Annotated in this window: 8 protein-coding genes; 6 read left to right on the plus strand and 2 right to left on the minus strand. The window is 60.4% G+C overall.

What is annotated here, in order from left to right; translation table 11 throughout:
- Window positions 1-99: 99 nt before the first annotated feature.
- The 5 genes from HZB60_00140 to HZB60_00160 all read left to right on the plus strand — a co-directional run bounded on the left by HZB60_00140 (window position 100) and on the right by HZB60_00160 (window position 10,125).
- Complete coding sequence (locus tag HZB60_00140; GenBank protein ID MBI5058172.1) at window positions 100-2,151, plus strand: right-handed parallel beta-helix repeat-containing protein; 2,052 nt, start codon at window positions 100-102, stop codon at window positions 2,149-2,151.
- A gap of 62 nt (window positions 2,152-2,213) precedes the next feature.
- Window positions 2,214-5,159, plus strand: coding sequence for a hypothetical protein (locus tag HZB60_00145; GenBank protein MBI5058173.1), 2,946 nt, complete (start codon window positions 2,214-2,216; stop codon window positions 5,157-5,159).
- Between the two features lie 65 nt (window positions 5,160-5,224).
- Window positions 5,225-6,310 carry a PorV/PorQ family protein gene (locus tag HZB60_00150; GenBank protein MBI5058174.1) on the plus strand — a complete coding sequence of 362 codons (1,086 nt, stop codon included), beginning with the start codon at window positions 5,225-5,227 and terminating at the stop codon, window positions 6,308-6,310.
- A gap of 23 nt (window positions 6,311-6,333) precedes the next feature.
- A complete protein-coding gene (locus HZB60_00155) occupies window positions 6,334-8,544 on the plus strand; it encodes a hypothetical protein (protein ID MBI5058175.1) in 2,211 nt (736 codons plus the stop codon).
- Window positions 8,545-8,622: 78 nt separating this feature from the next.
- Window positions 8,623-10,125, plus strand: coding sequence for a hypothetical protein (locus HZB60_00160; GenBank protein MBI5058176.1), 1,503 nt, complete (start codon window positions 8,623-8,625; stop codon window positions 10,123-10,125).
- 13 nt (window positions 10,126-10,138) lie between these two features.
- On the opposite strand, the gene HZB60_00165 is transcribed toward HZB60_00160, so the two are convergent.
- Window positions 10,139-12,073, minus strand: coding sequence for a tetratricopeptide repeat protein (locus HZB60_00165; GenBank protein MBI5058177.1), 1,935 nt, complete (start codon window positions 12,071-12,073; stop codon window positions 10,139-10,141).
- A gap of 69 nt (window positions 12,074-12,142) precedes the next feature.
- Between HZB60_00165 and HZB60_00170 the strand changes: the two genes are divergently transcribed.
- Window positions 12,143-15,205: a S8 family peptidase gene (locus tag HZB60_00170; GenBank protein MBI5058178.1), complete on the plus strand. Its 3,063-nt coding sequence runs from the start codon at window positions 12,143-12,145 to the stop codon at window positions 15,203-15,205.
- 95 nt (window positions 15,206-15,300) lie between these two features.
- Here HZB60_00170 and HZB60_00175 read toward each other — a convergent pair whose 3' ends face one another.
- Window positions 15,301-15,735, minus strand: a complete 435-nt coding sequence (locus HZB60_00175; protein ID MBI5058179.1) for a response regulator — start codon at window positions 15,733-15,735, stop codon at window positions 15,301-15,303.
- Window positions 15,736-15,810: the final 75 nt, after the last annotated feature.

A 15,810-nucleotide genomic window follows, 5' to 3' on the forward strand; every position in this document is an offset into this window, starting at 1 on the left:
GCATCCCCCAATCAGGTACGCTTGCAAACCTGCAATTCACCCCAGTGCGGTCATCCGGCCGGCACTCACGGTCCCGATATCCGGAGTAGAATGGCAAATATGACGAAATTTTTCGGCTCGCTTGGGAGCCTGCTCCTGGTCGGTCTGCTGATCGGCTGCACCAGCCCGACGTCCCACAAACCGGAGCCGCCCACCCCGAAGCGCGACGGCGTACCGCTCGACCGAACGCTGACGGAGATCTTCCCGTCCGCCACGGGCAAGCCGTGGTTGATCGATTCCGACTGGGTGATCGGCCCGGACGATGTAGTGCGGATTCACGAGGGTACGGAGTTCATCTTCGACATCAATCCCAGCGACACAATCGGCCCGGTGTGGGTGGACGTGCAAGGTCAGTTGATCGCCGATGGCTCGCCCGACGCGCCGATTATCTTCACGACGGCGTTCGTGGACAAGGATCGCGGGCACTGGCGCGGCTTCAAGCTGCGCAACCCCGATCCGGCGCGCGGGTCCGTGTTCGAACATTGCGTGTTTGAATACGGCGCCTATTTCGACGTGGATACGGTGTCCGATCGCGGGACGGACGCTCAGCTCTATCGCGGGATGCTCTCGATCATCAACAGCAGCCCGCGCATCGAACGCTGCGTCGTGTACTACAATCAGAACAACGCGGTGTTTATCAGCGGCCAGAACGCGCGGCCGACGATCCGGTTCAACATTTTCACGGAAAACGACGCCTCGGCGGTCCGCGCGGATACGCTCGTCGATCTGGACGAGATCGTGCTGGCCTACAACGACGTCGCGGACAACTCGGCCATCGCGTTCCTGATGGGTTACGATAGCACGCGATTCGGCAAGTTCACGCAGGTGAATTCGAATCTGGATAGTTGCGACCAGTTCTTCAACGTCGAGATCTCGCCGCTGTTTGTCGATGCGCCCAACGGCGATTTCGGGCTGCAACCCTGCTCGCCCGCGATCGATGCCGGTCCAACCGACTCGCCGCAATTCAACGATGCGGACGGCACCCGGGCGGACATGGGGATCTCGCCCTATTTGCAATCGCCGGGCGAATTGCGCGGCGTGCTGGCGGGAACGGACATCGTGCTGGATCCGGCCGTTGCCTATCGCATGTCCTGCGATTTGCGCGTGAATTTCGGACAGACGCTGACGATCCCGGCGGGAACGACCATCGAAATCAACGACGTTTACGACATCGAAGCGTTCGGTCGAATCCGCTGCATGGGCACCGCCGACAACCCGGTGCGCTTCTGGCGGCAGGGCGGCACGAATTCGTGGGGGACGATGACGATTCACGAAGTCGATAGCATGCAACGGCGGCCGGCACCGTGGACCTTCCCCTCCGAGTTCCGCTATACGGAATTCGTCAATTATCAATCGATCAACATCGAGAAACCGGGCGCGGTGTTTGAAGCCTGCAAATTCGAGCGCGGCTTCTTCTATGGCGCCTGGGTGAATCTGCCCAGCAAGAACATCGAAGACAGTGTCAATTTCAGCTATTGCGACTTCCTCGAGTGCGGAGCCTTCGGGCTGGTGATCGCGGAAAGCCCGGCCGGAGTCCGCAACTGCAAAGTCGTGCACGCGAAGGGGCGCGGGATCACCGTGTGGAAGGGCGGCGACAAGGTCGCGATCTCGAATTGCATCGTCGATGCGTGCAGCACGAGCGGCATCGTCATCGAAGTGCACGCGCATCCGCTGATTCTCAACAACTCCATTCGCGATTGCGGTTACTACGGACTCCAGATTACCGACCAATCCCGGCCGGTGGTGATGAACACGATCGTCGTCAACTCGGCACGCTATGGGGTTTACACCTACGCCAGCGCGCTTCCGTATCTGGACTACAACTGCTTCTTCAATAACTACACGCTGGGGAATCAGAATCTGAATTTCGGTCCGCCGGAATCCGGCGGCGATACGTTGGATTCGTTCAACGACGTCACGGATAATCCGCTGCTCGGCGCCGATTTCCAGCTGGGAGCCGGTTCCCCGGCCATTGACGCCGGCAATCCCGAAGCGCCATACAACGACGTGGACGCGTCCCGCAATGACATGGGCGCCTTCGGCGGCCCGCAGGGCGGCCGCGTCGGTCGGTTCAGTCTGCCCCGCAACCCGCACACCTTGGCCGCCAAATGAGTCATCGATTCGAACAAACGGGCTGGCACGCTGCTTTGAGTCCGATGGGAGGTTTGACTTCTATGCACAGGAACATGAAGGTCGGTCTCATGCTGGCCGCCCTCGCGCTCGGCTGGTCGTCAACGGCGCTCGCGCGCAATGACGCCTTCAATCCGGATCGCGTACGCGGCCCGGTCCGGCCCGCGGTCAGCAACCCGAATATTGAGAACCGCGTCCACGACAAAGGCCGGATGTGCATGAACGTCACCAACTACGGGTACTTCGGCAACTCCGACCCGTCACAGGACGCCCTGCCCAACCCGTGCCCGCCGGGCAACTGGGCCGAACAGTGCGAGTATCCCTGCGGCGGCGATCAGAACTATCTGTATCAGGCCGGGCTGTGGATCGGCGCACTGATTGTCGAAGAGGGCTTTGAAACCAAGCGCGTCAGCGTCGGCGTGGACGGCTGGCTGAATCCGTCGGTCAACGAGTTCTGGCCGGGGGAAGGCTCGGCGGGCGGAATTACCGAGCGGTCGATCCGTCCCGGTTCGACGAACTGTCTCGGCGTGATGGTCAGCGATCCCGCGGCCGTCTCCGACCAGGATTTCATCGCCGCGATGGCCGATACACTGCGCGACGATTTCTGGCTGACCGACGATCCGGTCGATGGTAAACACAGGCCGCTCGGTCTGAAAATTACGCAGACATCCTATTCCTTCAGTCAGGCGTTCGCGGAAGATTTCATCCTGATTGACTACGAAATCGAGAATATCGCCTCGAACTTCCTGAAGAACGTGTATGTCGGTCTGTATGTCGATGCCGATGTCGGCGACAAGAACCTCTTCAACGAGCATACAGACGACATCTGCGGGTTCCGCCGGTCCACACGCGAGGCGTCGCCGAATGGCGAAGACGTGCTCGTGCCGATCGACGTGGCCTGGATTGCCGATAACGACGGGCGTCCGTCAACGCGGGGCAGCGGAGCGCTGACGTGTCCGAATGTGACCGGAACGCGAGTAATTCGCGGGCCGAATCCGCGGCTCGAGACCTCATTCAATTGGTGGATATCGAACAGCGACCAGTCATTGGACTTCGGACCGTTCTGGGATATCCACTGCGATAATCCGCTCGATCCGCTCTATTGGAACCGCACGCTCGGCACCCCGATGGGTGACGAACACAAGTATCAGATTCTGAGCAATACGGAGTTTGATCCGGATCAACTCTGGGTCTGCGATATGGCCGCCGCGCCGCCGCAAATCATCGATCCGCCGGGAGGGAATCCCGATGATACCGTCCGAACGTGGGCCGTGTGCGACCCGTCCACCGAACAAGCGGATATCTGCAACGGCTACGATACGCGCTACCTGCTGTCCTGGGGGCCGCTCGGGATTCGTGACTATCAGGACCAGACCGGTCGGTGGATCTACCGCCTGAATCCGGGCGAGAAGTTCAATATGACCATCGCCTACGTCGGCGGCGAGAATTTCCACGATCCGACGCATCCGCAGAACGGCAATGAAGTCATCGACTCCACGCTGTTCAATTTCGCCGATCTCGAATTGAATGCGCGGTGGTCGAAAGATGTCTATGACAACCGCGGGACCGATACCCCGCAGTGGGACTGGGGTAACGATCACATTGACGGCACGGCGGATGATGACGGCAGCGAGGGCGATGGCATCCTGGATACCGGTGACGGCTGGTACGGGGAAGACGTCGGGAATGACGGCCTCTACACCGAAGTGCCCTCCGGTTTCCGGCCCGGTATCGACAGCGTCGTCGTGACCTATTGGAAGGGTACGCGCTGGGAGAAATTTGCCGGATATTATCGCGGTCCGGATGCGGGTGAACGTGACGGCATCATTTCCGCCGTCAATAACAGCTTCTTGTTCCCGGAAACGGGAGGCGCGGGCACTGAAGACGGAATTATTCCCTTCGATCTGGCCTACGAGCATCCCGTCTATCGTTACTGGGATATGGGGTGGATGAGCGGGAACGGGTTGCTGGACCAAGGGGACGGTTTGCCGGACTTCACGGGTCCGCCTCCGCCGCGACTCCCCGCGCTGTTGCATTGTGTGGAGAACACCAGCAACGCTTCCGCGCATCTGGGCGGCGTGGTGCGATCTCAACAGAACGGCACTTGCTTTACCGGCGGTCTGGGCTATGAACTCCTCAACACGGCGGTCACCCTGCGCTGGTCCAAACGCGCATCGGAAGACCCGGACTACGTGGATCCGTTCTCCCGCGTGCAGGACTTTGAAGGCTATCGTATTCATCGCGGCACGACACCGTTGGATACGTCGTTCTCCTTGCTCGCCGAATACGACCTGATCGACTTTGCCTACTTCTCGTCCACGGATTCGATGATGACGATTCCGATCGTCACCACGCGTCCCGATACGCTGCCGCAGGATACGACGATTCTCGAAGTTCAGGGCACGCTCAAGCCCTATGGCAACAACACCGGACTGCAAGATATCATCCGCGACGACTCGACGTATCAATTCACCGAGTCCGCGCATCCGCTGGCGCCGCTGTACTACTCGGTGACGGCGTTCGACTTCGGAGATCCGAAATCCGGGTTAGGCTCGCTGGAAACCCGTCCGACCGCCAACGCCGTGCTGCTGGCTCCTGCCGGCACACCCAAAGAGCCGGTCAAGGTCGTGCCGAATCCCTACCGTGCGTATGAAGACTACACGGTGTCCTCGCTGGGAATCAGCTGGGAAAATCAGAATGACGGGACCAAAGACTTCTACGCGCAGCAGGATCGTCGCATCGAGTTCATCAATCTGCCGGAGAAGTGCCTGATCCGCGTGTTCACGACCGCCGGGGACCTGGTCCAGATTATTCCTCACAATACCGACGGTGACAAGAGCGCCTGGGCGTCGATGGCTTCTGAACGCTGGGACCTCAACTCGCGCAATCGTCAACAGGTCGTTTCGGGGATCTACCTGTACTCCGTCGAAAACCTGACCGACGGTCATGGTTACGAAATCGAGACCGGCAAATTCGTTATCATCCGCTAAGCCGTGGCCAATCCCCTCAACCCAATCAACGCTCCTGCATCCTTGATATACGGAAGGATTCTCCCATGATGCGATGGACTTCCCTTGCTCTTCTTGCCGCGCTGTGTCTCCTGCCGGAATTCGGCTGGGCACAGGCCAAAGTGGGAACCGCCGGTGTGCAGTTTCTTAAGATCAGCCCGAGCTGCCGAGCGGTCGGAATGGGCGAAGCGTATGTGGCCGTCGCCAACGACGCCTCCGCTATTTTCCATAACCCGGGCGCGCTGGCCCGGATCGCGGAACCGCATGCCACGCTCAGCTATATCGATTACGCCGCGGGTTTGCAGTATGGCTATATCGGAATGTCGCAACCGATGAAGAAACTGAACGGAACGGTCGCCGCCTCCGTGGTCTATCTGACCACGGACGAAATGGAAGAGACGACGTCCCTCCAGCCACAAGGTACGGGCCGGACGTTCACCGCGGGCGACATGGCCGTCGGACTCAGCTACAGCCAGCAACTGACGAACAAGTTCTCGGTCGGCGGAACGCTGAAAGTCATCAATGAATCGCTCGCCGACAAGTCCGCGACCGGTTGGGGCGCCGATCTCGGGACGTACTATTACACCGGCTGGCGCAGCGTCCGGCTGGCGATGTTGACCTCGAATTTCGGTCCGGACATGAACTTCGTGGACAATCCGTTCCCGCTGCCGATGAATTTCACGTTCGGCATGGCCGGCTACATCATGAACTCCGGTCCGCGCGATTTCTGGACCGGCTCCGATTCGGTCGGTTGCCATGCCGTGCTGCTGTCGGGCGCCTGGTCGCATCCCAACGACAACCTTGAAGTCTATAATGTCGGGCTCGAATACGGTTTCGCGAATTCGGCCTTCCTGCGCTTCGGCAAAAAGATAAACGGCCTGACCCGCAAAGGTTGGGACGAATATCAGCGCAAGATCGAAGCCGGGGAAGACGCGACGAGCGAGAACCCGTTTTATGAGTATCCGCTGTTCTCGAAAACCGGAAAGTTCTTCCAGAACGGCGCCTCGGTCGGCGCCGGACTGAAGTTCGACAAGATAGGACTGACCATTGACTATGCCTTCAACGGCATCGCCTATCTCGACAACATCCACCGGTTTTCGCTCGGGTACCGTTTCAACCGACCGCTGTTTTGATCCGCGACCTCAGGAGATCCCCCATGAGAAACACAAAATACTTCCTTGCGGCTTGCGCGGTGCTGATTGCGGTATTCGTCTTTGATGGCTGTGACCGCCTAACCGGCGACGCGAACCCGAATGCCGCCCCCGACGTCCGATTCGTGAATACCCCGATGGATACGTCCACCTTCAATTATGCCCCGATCGTGTACTGGATTGGTTACGATTCGGACGGTCTGATCAGCGGCTACGAGTACTACGACGACTCGACCGAAGCCGCGCGCGAGGCCTATCGGCAGGATCGCACGACGCCGGGAACCTTGAAAGCCTACATCGACGCGATCCCGGCGGACGACTGGGTGCGCACGTCACGCACGCAAGAGACGATCTATCTCGGAACGGCCGCCGGAGAAACGAAGGAACACGTCTTTATCGTGCGGGCGATCGACGACAAAGAAGCGCGCTCGCTGCCCAAAGTGCGCACGTATTTCCGCACCAACGTAGCGCCCGACCCGCCGCTCGTCAAGTGGTCGCAGTCGGCGGACGAGGTCGCATTTGCCCGCGTTATCGTGATTGCGGAGACGCTGTTCTGGGGCGATACGGTCAGCACGACCTATCCCGGAATCGAGTTTCTCTGGCAAGGCAATGATGCCGACAGCCGCGACCTCAATATCATTCCCCTCGAATTCAGCTATGCGCTCGTGCGCTTGCCGAACGACACGATCCCGCACCCGATCTACGGTGACAGCCTGAATATTGTCGGCTACGAAGGCGGCTGGAGTCCGTGGTCGGAGGACGCCTCCGTTGTGTTCTTTGGCCAGGAAACGGGTGACTACGTGCTAACGTTGCGTGTGCGCGATGACGGCTTGACCCTGTGCCATCCTGATTCCTTCGCCTACGCGTATTTCAAGGCCATCAAGCCGACGTTCGCGTACCAGTTGCTGATCGTAGACGAAACGTCGATCCCCACCAACAACGAACTCAATCTGTTCGGCGCGCGCAATGCCGACTCCGTGATGGCCTTCTACTACGACCTCGTGCCGCAGGCGTTTCACATCGCCGAGCTGTTCAGGTCGATGGCGTATGATTCGCTGATCCCGACGCCGTTTGAGGACTACGAGATTCAACCGGCCGGAAGTGGCGCGCAGGTGCAGGAGTTCGACAACAAGAACGTCAACGATGGACACACGATTCCGTATGGCTTGATCGGACAGTTCAAGTGGGTGTGGGTCATTCACGATAACAATGCCAACAATACGGATGACATCGGTGTGGACGCCCGTCAGCACGTGATGGACCGTTACCTCCGAGTCGGCGGGCAGATCATGCTGTCGGGACGACGCCTGTTTTCCGGTGGGTACCTGCTGGCCGAAGGCGGCGAACAACCGCTTTCCGCGCAGGACAACGGCACGTTCTTCACGACGTTTTTCAACCTCAATACGGTGTCCGCCAAGTCGCAATGGGGGACCGCGCAACCGCCACCCGAATTCTCGGGAGCTACGACGTCGAACACCTTCCTGCCCGACCTGAAGGTTGACACCGCGGTCTGTGCATCGCTCAACTGGCGGGGTCGGCATTTCCCGAATCTCACGGAAATCGACTACTTCAGCCGGGCGACCAGTCAGACCAGCTACGACCTTTCGCTCACGCTCTACGATTACAACTCGGCAACCCGTGATGCGAGCTACGACACCACGAACGTGGACTGCAGAGTGCACGCGTCCTCGCCGTCCGTGGCCTACCTGCAGCCGGCGCCCGGCCACAACATCATTTTCCAGGTGGACCGGATTTTCAACGTGACGCGGGATGTCTATGCGCAGTTCCTCTGGATGGACCATGGCGGACCGTTTGACTCCGCCAGAATCGTTTGTTCGACACCCGAGCAGGCGGGTGCGTGGCTGACCAGCGATTCGCTTCAAGTTGACTACGTTTTCAGCCCGATCTCGGTGAATCACAACAAGCCGGTGGCCTGTCACTTCCAGAAGCATGAAGTGGTGCAGACTCGTGATCCGCGAAATCCGAACGCCTTTCTCTTCCAGTTGGCCGTGTTGTACCGGACATCGCTATTTACCTTCCCGTTCTCCTTCCTGGATACCACCGAGCAGGAGATCCTGCCGCAATTCGGACCGATGAATCCGGTAGCGTATATGGTCGCGAACGAGATCATCAACTTCAATTTGCCGCGAAATCTCGGTGATTTCAATTTTGATTTCAGCCGAGACCGCCCCGGTCCGGTCGGCCCGGTGCGATGAGGGCGCCTACGCCGTAACAGACGACGAACAAAGGCCGCGGGCAACAGCCCCGCGGCCTCTCTCTTCATAAACTCCGGGATGATGCTGAAGCGCTGGAATACGTATCGTGTGCTATGGTCGCTGCTCGTGCTGCCGGCCGCATGGTTTGGACCGGAGCACGGGAGTTGGTCGCTGGAGGATCAGTTGCGCCGATTGGACTTCTGCACGCACGGCGACTCGCTCGCGCGGACGCATAATTCCGTGGTCGTCGCGGATCTGGGAGTGACACCGCTGGCGACGGCCTTGCATCGCGGCGCGCACGCGTTCGGGGAGCGCCCGTATCGCCTGCTCTTTGCGATAATTGCGGTCGGCGCCGGGTGGCTCTGTGCCGCCGGCGGTTATGCCGCGGCCTGGTTGCTGATCCCGCTCACCCTGTCGGCGATCATCCCCGGTGAATACGGGCTGACGCTACTGCTGGTCTGGCCGTTACTCTATCTGCTGACGCGCGACAAGCGTCCGGGAGCGGCTCAGATCGCCGTGGCAGCCGTGGCCGGCGCCGTGGCCACCGCGCTGTCGCCGCTGCTAATTCCCGTCATCGTAATTCTGCTGTTTCAGGCGGGAGCCCGCGGCTGGTCCCGCGAGGCGATCATCGCGGCAGGCTGCTGGGGCATCGTGGCTTCTTTCCTCAGCGCGGAATTCGCGTCGCACCTGCCGCTCTTTGCCGCTCCGTCCGGCGAGAGCATCTTGATGAACTTGAGACGGGTCGCGGGAATGGATTCTGACCCAGTTTGGTCGGGAGTCGTGCTTGCGAGCTGGCTGATGGGCACGTTGCTCATGACTCGCAACGGGACGGTTCCGCGAACGGCCGGCGGCGGGTTGCTTGCCGTCGGCTTCGGTGTATTTCAGCACCGGTTGTGGAGTGCAGCCTTGACCTCTGGGCAGATTGACGGGCAGATCTCGCTGCTCGCGCTTGCGCCGTGGATCCTGCTCGCGGGATTGCCGCCCTATCGACGGCGTCCGACAGGCGTCGCGCTGCTGCTGGCACTCCTGTTTGGCGTGCTGGCATTGCGGATACCCGAAGACCCGCAGGCACTGCCGGTGGCTGCCGCCGTTCTGCTGCCGCTCTGGCTCATCGATCTCAAAAAAAATGGCCGCGATCGCGGCCCGGCATTTGTCAGTTTGTTGCTGCTGACCGCGCTGAATACGGCCGCGTTTTCCGCCATCGTATATGACCGCGCGCAGGCCACAGCGGATCACGTCCGGCTGCTCGAACCCCGAGCGGGTTCACCGCTCGTCATTTCACCGCCTAAACTCGGCTTCGAGGTGGCGCCGCTCTGGCGGCAGCGGGAGATCTACGGTGCGCATGACCGCGATCAACTGCTGGCGACCGCGCTCGAGTTTCGCCAGACCCACGTGGACACGTTCTATCTCCTGCTCGATGCGCACTATCCGCTGTATGTCGAGACCTTCCCGGGTGGAAAACCCGCCTGGCCGACGCAGATGACCGTTACCAACGGCGGTACAATCCATCGCACGCAGCGCCGGCTCTACCAACTCGTCACCAACCCGACGGATTCACTCTGGCAGCAGTGGGAGCAGTGAGTTGCATGGGTGACTACTGCCCAAACAGCGGCAGGAGCTGATCCCGCAGTCTGCGCGCCTCGGACAGGCCCGGATCGAGCACCAAAGCGCGATCGAGATGGGCGATGGCTTCGCCCTGGAAATTCATCCGGCCCAACGCGATCGCGAGATTGTAATGAGCGACCGGCGTTGGCTCGTAGAATATGCACGAATCGAGATAGGCCGCGCCCAACGAGTCCGCGCCCAACTTCAAATAACGAATTCCGACGCGGAAATTCAGCCCCGCGAGATTGTGCCTTGCATCCAGCGCCAACGGCCGCTCCTGAATCGCGCGGCGATAGCTCGCGAACGCGCCCGCCGTATCGCCCAACATCTCCTGCACGGTGCCGAGGTTGTTCCACGCTTGCGGATTGTGCGGATCGTAGCGCAATGATGTTTCATACCAGTAGCGCGCGCTGTCCAGCCGCTGCTTGCGGTAGAACACCACACCGAGGTTGAGCGCGTCGCGGGCCGGTTGTTCGCCGTCGCGGAGTCCGTCGCTGAAACAGACCCGTGCCGAATCGAGCTGATTCAGTTTCAGGTATGCATTTCCTTCCATGCTCCGCGCCCAGCCCTCCGGGGCTTCGCGCAACTGCCAGAGGTTCAGATAGGCCAATGCGCAGCCCGGGATCAGCAAGGTGAGCGGCAGCAACCTGCGAGTCCGGCCCCCGCGAATCACCGAAACCGACCAGGCGACGCCAATGCCCGATAGCCAACAAAGCCACGGGACGGCGGGCAATCGAAAGCGACTGGTCACAAAGAACAAGATCACGCTCACCGCGTAGGCGGCAACCATCCCGACCAGCAACCGTGTCCCAGCCTCACGCCGAGTGACCCAGCCCCCCAGCAGACTCAGCGGCACGAGCACCCCGAAGTTCAGGTAAATCAGCCACGGAAGCCAGGGACTCAGAGCGCTGAAATGAAGGATATGTTTGTTGTTCGAAATCTCAAACCGGTTGCAAAACAGAGCCGTCTTGTGTATCATAAAGCGGAAGCTGTCCCACGGATGCGAAAGCAGGAAGCGCCACGCCTTGTCCGCATAGAAATCGGAAAGTTCGCCGCTGCGGAGTTGTCGCCCGGTTTCGCGCTCGGCTTGCAGCTCGGCATCCTGCATGGTCCAGGTACTGCCGTATCCCGGGAGCACGGAGAGAATCCCGGTGGATTCGGGATTGTTACCGATCCAGAGATTGACTCCCCCCTGCGTGGCAATCAGCACGAACTCGTGGCCGCGCACGTAATTCGCCGCGGTTACGGGTACGATCGGTAGCGCGAGGCCGACCAGCCACACTCCGAGCAGCTTGAGCGGCGCGTTCGACCGCCGCATCCAGTAGGCCGCTGCGAGCAGCGCCAGAGGAGCGACCATTAAGAAATTCGGTCGCAGAATTGCCGCCGCGCCCCAGACCAGCCCGCACAGCAGGAGCGACGCCGGAGTCGAATCGCGACTCAGCCGCAGTGTGGCCCAGGCCACCAACGTGGCCGCGAGAATCTCCGCACTGACGGAGAGCAGCTCGCCGCCGTAGAAGATGCAAGTGCCGTTCAGCGCGAGCAGCGCCGCCGCCACGATGGCCGCGATGCTGCCGAAGTACGACTTTCCCGCGCGGAACACTGCCCACACCGCCGCCCCTTGCAGCAGCACATTCAGCATCCGCGCCGCGACCAGATCGCGCCCGAAGACCGCATAGACCCCGGCCAGCAGGGTAGGGTAGAGTGGAGCACGAAACAGCGGAAACGGCCCCCATTCACCGCGGGTGATTCGTTGCGCCGCCTCGTCGTACCACTGCGGATCTACCGCCGGGACCCAAAACGTCGGGTTCGTGTGGCTATTCCAGATGTGCAGGACACGCAGCAGCACGGCCAGCCCAACTAATAGCACCGGCCAGCCGTGCCACTCCGCCCAACGGGGTCCCTGTACTGTCGCATCGGCACTCATCTTGCACGCACAATATAACTATCCGTCTTCAATTCTGCCAATCCCGTTCGCCACAAGCCGGAGGAACCGATGAACCGCCTACTCAAACTACTCACGTGCACTGCGTGTGCGCTCGCCGTCCTGATCGGACCGGGTGGACTGTCGCAGGCCGCGGAGCACTCGCCGACGCTTGACGAAACCATACAAACCACGCCCGCCGGGAAACTGATCCCCGTGGTGCTCGTACTGGACAGCCGGGTCAGCATGGACGAGGTGTATCCGAATGCGCTCGCCCTCGCGATGGACGCCCGCCGCGACTATGTGATCCGCACGCTTAAAGAGCGCTTTGCCATGATGAGTGAAAGCGTGTGGCCGTACCTCGCCGATGAGAAGAAAGCCGGTCGCGTTTCATTGCTGCGACCACTCTGGGTCGTGAACTCGATCCGGGTCGTGCTCGATCCTGCGCTGATCGCTGACATCGACAGCAAGTTTCCCGAAGTCGTGTACATCCTGAGCGATCAGCGGTACGACAACACGCTCGATGCGGCGGGCTGGGGATTGCTCGACATCGAAGCGCCGCGCTGTTGGGAGGAGGTTGAAGCGAACGGCAGCGGCGTGATTCTCGGCCACAAGGACTCCGGTTGTAATACCGCGCTGCCCGCATTCGCCAATAATTTGTGGGTGAATCCCGGCGAGGACCTGAATGGCAACGGCCATGTGGACACGATCGAACAAAACGAAATCGATGATGACGGCAACGGATATGTGGACGACTTCTACGGCTGGAACTTCGAGGACGACAACGCATACTTGTATCCCACGGATGGCAGCGGCCACGGAAATCTGACTGCGTCGGTGATCGCCTCCGCGCTCGGCACGGCGACCAATCCGTGTGACACCTCCGCCGTCGCACCGGGAGTGAAGCTGATGATCCTGAAGAGTTACACTTCGCAGAGTTCTGTCTGGGAAGCGAGTCAGTATGCGATTGACCATGGTGCGATGGTCATCTCCGCGAGTTTGAGCTTCAAACTCTCCGATTGCGGAGATACCGTGCGCGATTGCCCGAATCTGGTCATGCATCGCCGGGTCAGCGAGATGGAACTTGCGGCGGGCATCATTCACGCGAATTCCACGGGAAACTACGGGCTGTCGAATCCGGTTCCCATGTCATGTTCAGCCCCTTCGACCTGCCCGCCGCCGGCGATGACCGACGGTCACGAACAGCAGGGCGGAGTCAGCTCGATCGTCGCGGTTTCCGCCTACCTCTCCGGGCATGTCCATTTCTCACAGTCCGGTCACGGTCCGGGCGGCTGGTCGCGCGATGACATCTGCTTCACCGCGGGGAGCCCGATCTCACGTATGCCATTCTGCGGACCCGCCGGTAGCAGCAACGCATATCCGGCCGAATACGAGGACTATCCGTGGCAGGACGGAGCATTCCCGGGATTGGCAAAGCCTGATGTGACCGCGCCGACGGTGGTTAGTGCGGTTGATCGCGGCGGCTTCTGCTCGAGCATTAACGGCACCAGCGGCGCGACTCCGCATGTCGGCGCGGCACTCGCCTTGATCTACTCGGCCTTTCCGGGGATTACGCCGGAAGACTGCTACCGCTACCTGATCGCCGGAATTCAAGATCAAGGCGAGGCGGGCTGGGATTCCCTGTGGGGATTCGGAATGGTGCGGCCGTATGCCGCGATTCTCGAAGGTCGCGGCCTGCGCGGGACCATCGCCGGAACCGCGGCGATCGGCCAATCACCGGTCGAGGGTGTGCGCGTCTCCGTCGCCGGGAATCAGCCGGTCTATTCGAATAGCAACGGAGTGTTCCGGCTCGTTGTCGCGGCGGGCGACTACGACGTGCTGTTCGAGCGGTACGGCTATCTCGACATTCATTTGAATCGTCACGTCACCGCGCAGGGAACGGTGAATGCCGACGTGGAATTGCAGGTTGCGCCGCAGACCACGCTGGCGGTCTCCGTCGTGAATTATGCGGGAGCCCCGCTCGCCGACATGCCCGTCTGGATTCCTGAGATCGAGCGCTCGGGGATAACCGATGTGAATGGATACGCGACCTTCAACGACATCTACGCCGGGGCCTACGACGTGCACTGCGGGGCCTTGCCGTGGGCTGAACACGTCGTGAACGCGGACGTCCACAGCGACCCATTGACGGTCACCGCTACGTTGAACTACTCGCCGCAGGCCACGGTCAGCGGACCGGATGAGTACGGATACTACATCTACGACAACTATGATTCGCCCCAGGCCGCGTTCGAGTGGGTGGAAATCAATCCGAATGCCGGCGGATTGAACGGAGAGTGCCTGAATATCACCGGCGACAATTGCGCCCCGCGCACACTGCCGTTCGACTTCCAATTCTACGGAGTAAGCACTACGTCCGTGCGAATTCACGCGAACGGTTTTGTCCTGTTCGGCACGACGTGTTCGCAAGACTGGGGTTCGAATCCGATTCCGCGCGTCGAAGCGCCGAATGGTTACGTCGCGCCGATGTTCACGGACTGGATGCCGACCGCCGCGTCGTGCGTCTATTACCTGGCCGACAATGCCAACCACCGCGTCATCGTCGAGTGGTACAATGTAATCGAGTATTACGAGACCGGTCCGGCGCGCTTCGAGATCATTCTCTACGATCCGCAATTCATGCCGACGCCCAGCGGTGACGGCGCGATGAAGATGCAGTATGATGGGTGGGAGGGCCGCTACGAGGGATCGGTCGGCGTCGAAAACCCGACCGGAACCGACGGATTGCAGTATTACTTCCAGGGCTATTATGAACCGCACGCCGCGCCGATCGTGCCCGGCCGGGCGCTGCTCGTCACCACCGACCCGAACCTCTCCGCGGCCGACGAGGCGCGTCCAACTTCGCCGCAGCAGTTCCTGCTGTCGCAAAACTATCCCAATCCGTTCAATCCGTCCACGACCTTTGCGATCACCGTGCCGCATCGGGCGCAGGTCCGCCTGACCTTGTTTGACGTGCTTGGTCGCGAAGCCGCCGTGTTACTTGACGGAGTTCGCGAACCCGGCGTACACTCGGTCACGTTCAACGCCACCGGACTCAGCAGCGGCATCTACTTCGCCCGCCTCGAATCCGGAGGCGCGATCTACACCGTGCGCAAGATCATGCTGCTGAAGTGATTTGAAAACACCGGCAAACGAAAGCCCGATGTCGCAGCATCGGGCTTTTCTCGTTGTGCCGGGGACTTCCAGGCTCACCGGCATACTCAAGGACGCTACAGAATATCGTGGCGATCCGCCATCGGCGTGGCTTCCTTGGAAGCACCCCAGGCTTGCTCGATGGCGGGCTGCAGCGAGTCGATGGCCTGCTTCAATTGATCCAGCGTAAACGGTTTTTCCATGTAGATATCGGGCCGCACGGCCTCCATGTTCAGAACCGCTTTCAGGTGCATTAAGCCGGTCACCAGTATCACAGGAATGTCGGGATTCATCGACTTGATGTCCGCCAATAACATCAGCCCATTCCGGTTCGGCATGTGAATGTCGGAAACCACCAGATCGGGATGATGCTCACGGAAGGCGGCAAATCCTTCGTCACCATCCTGTGCCGTGATCGTCTCGAACCCAAATTGCTGAATTGCCGTCTTCATCAGCATCAGAAAACTGCTATCGTCGTCCACGAGCAAGCACTTGTGAGTCGTTGCGGGCATGTTTCAATCTCGATTCATGAGTAGGCTGTTGCCTCAGGAATCGGCAAACGATATGCCCAACTTCCGGCGCCATTC

The organism is candidate division KSB1 bacterium (assembly GCA_016214895.1).
Lineage (GTDB): Bacteria > Electryoneota > RPQS01 > RPQS01 > RPQS01 > JACRMR01.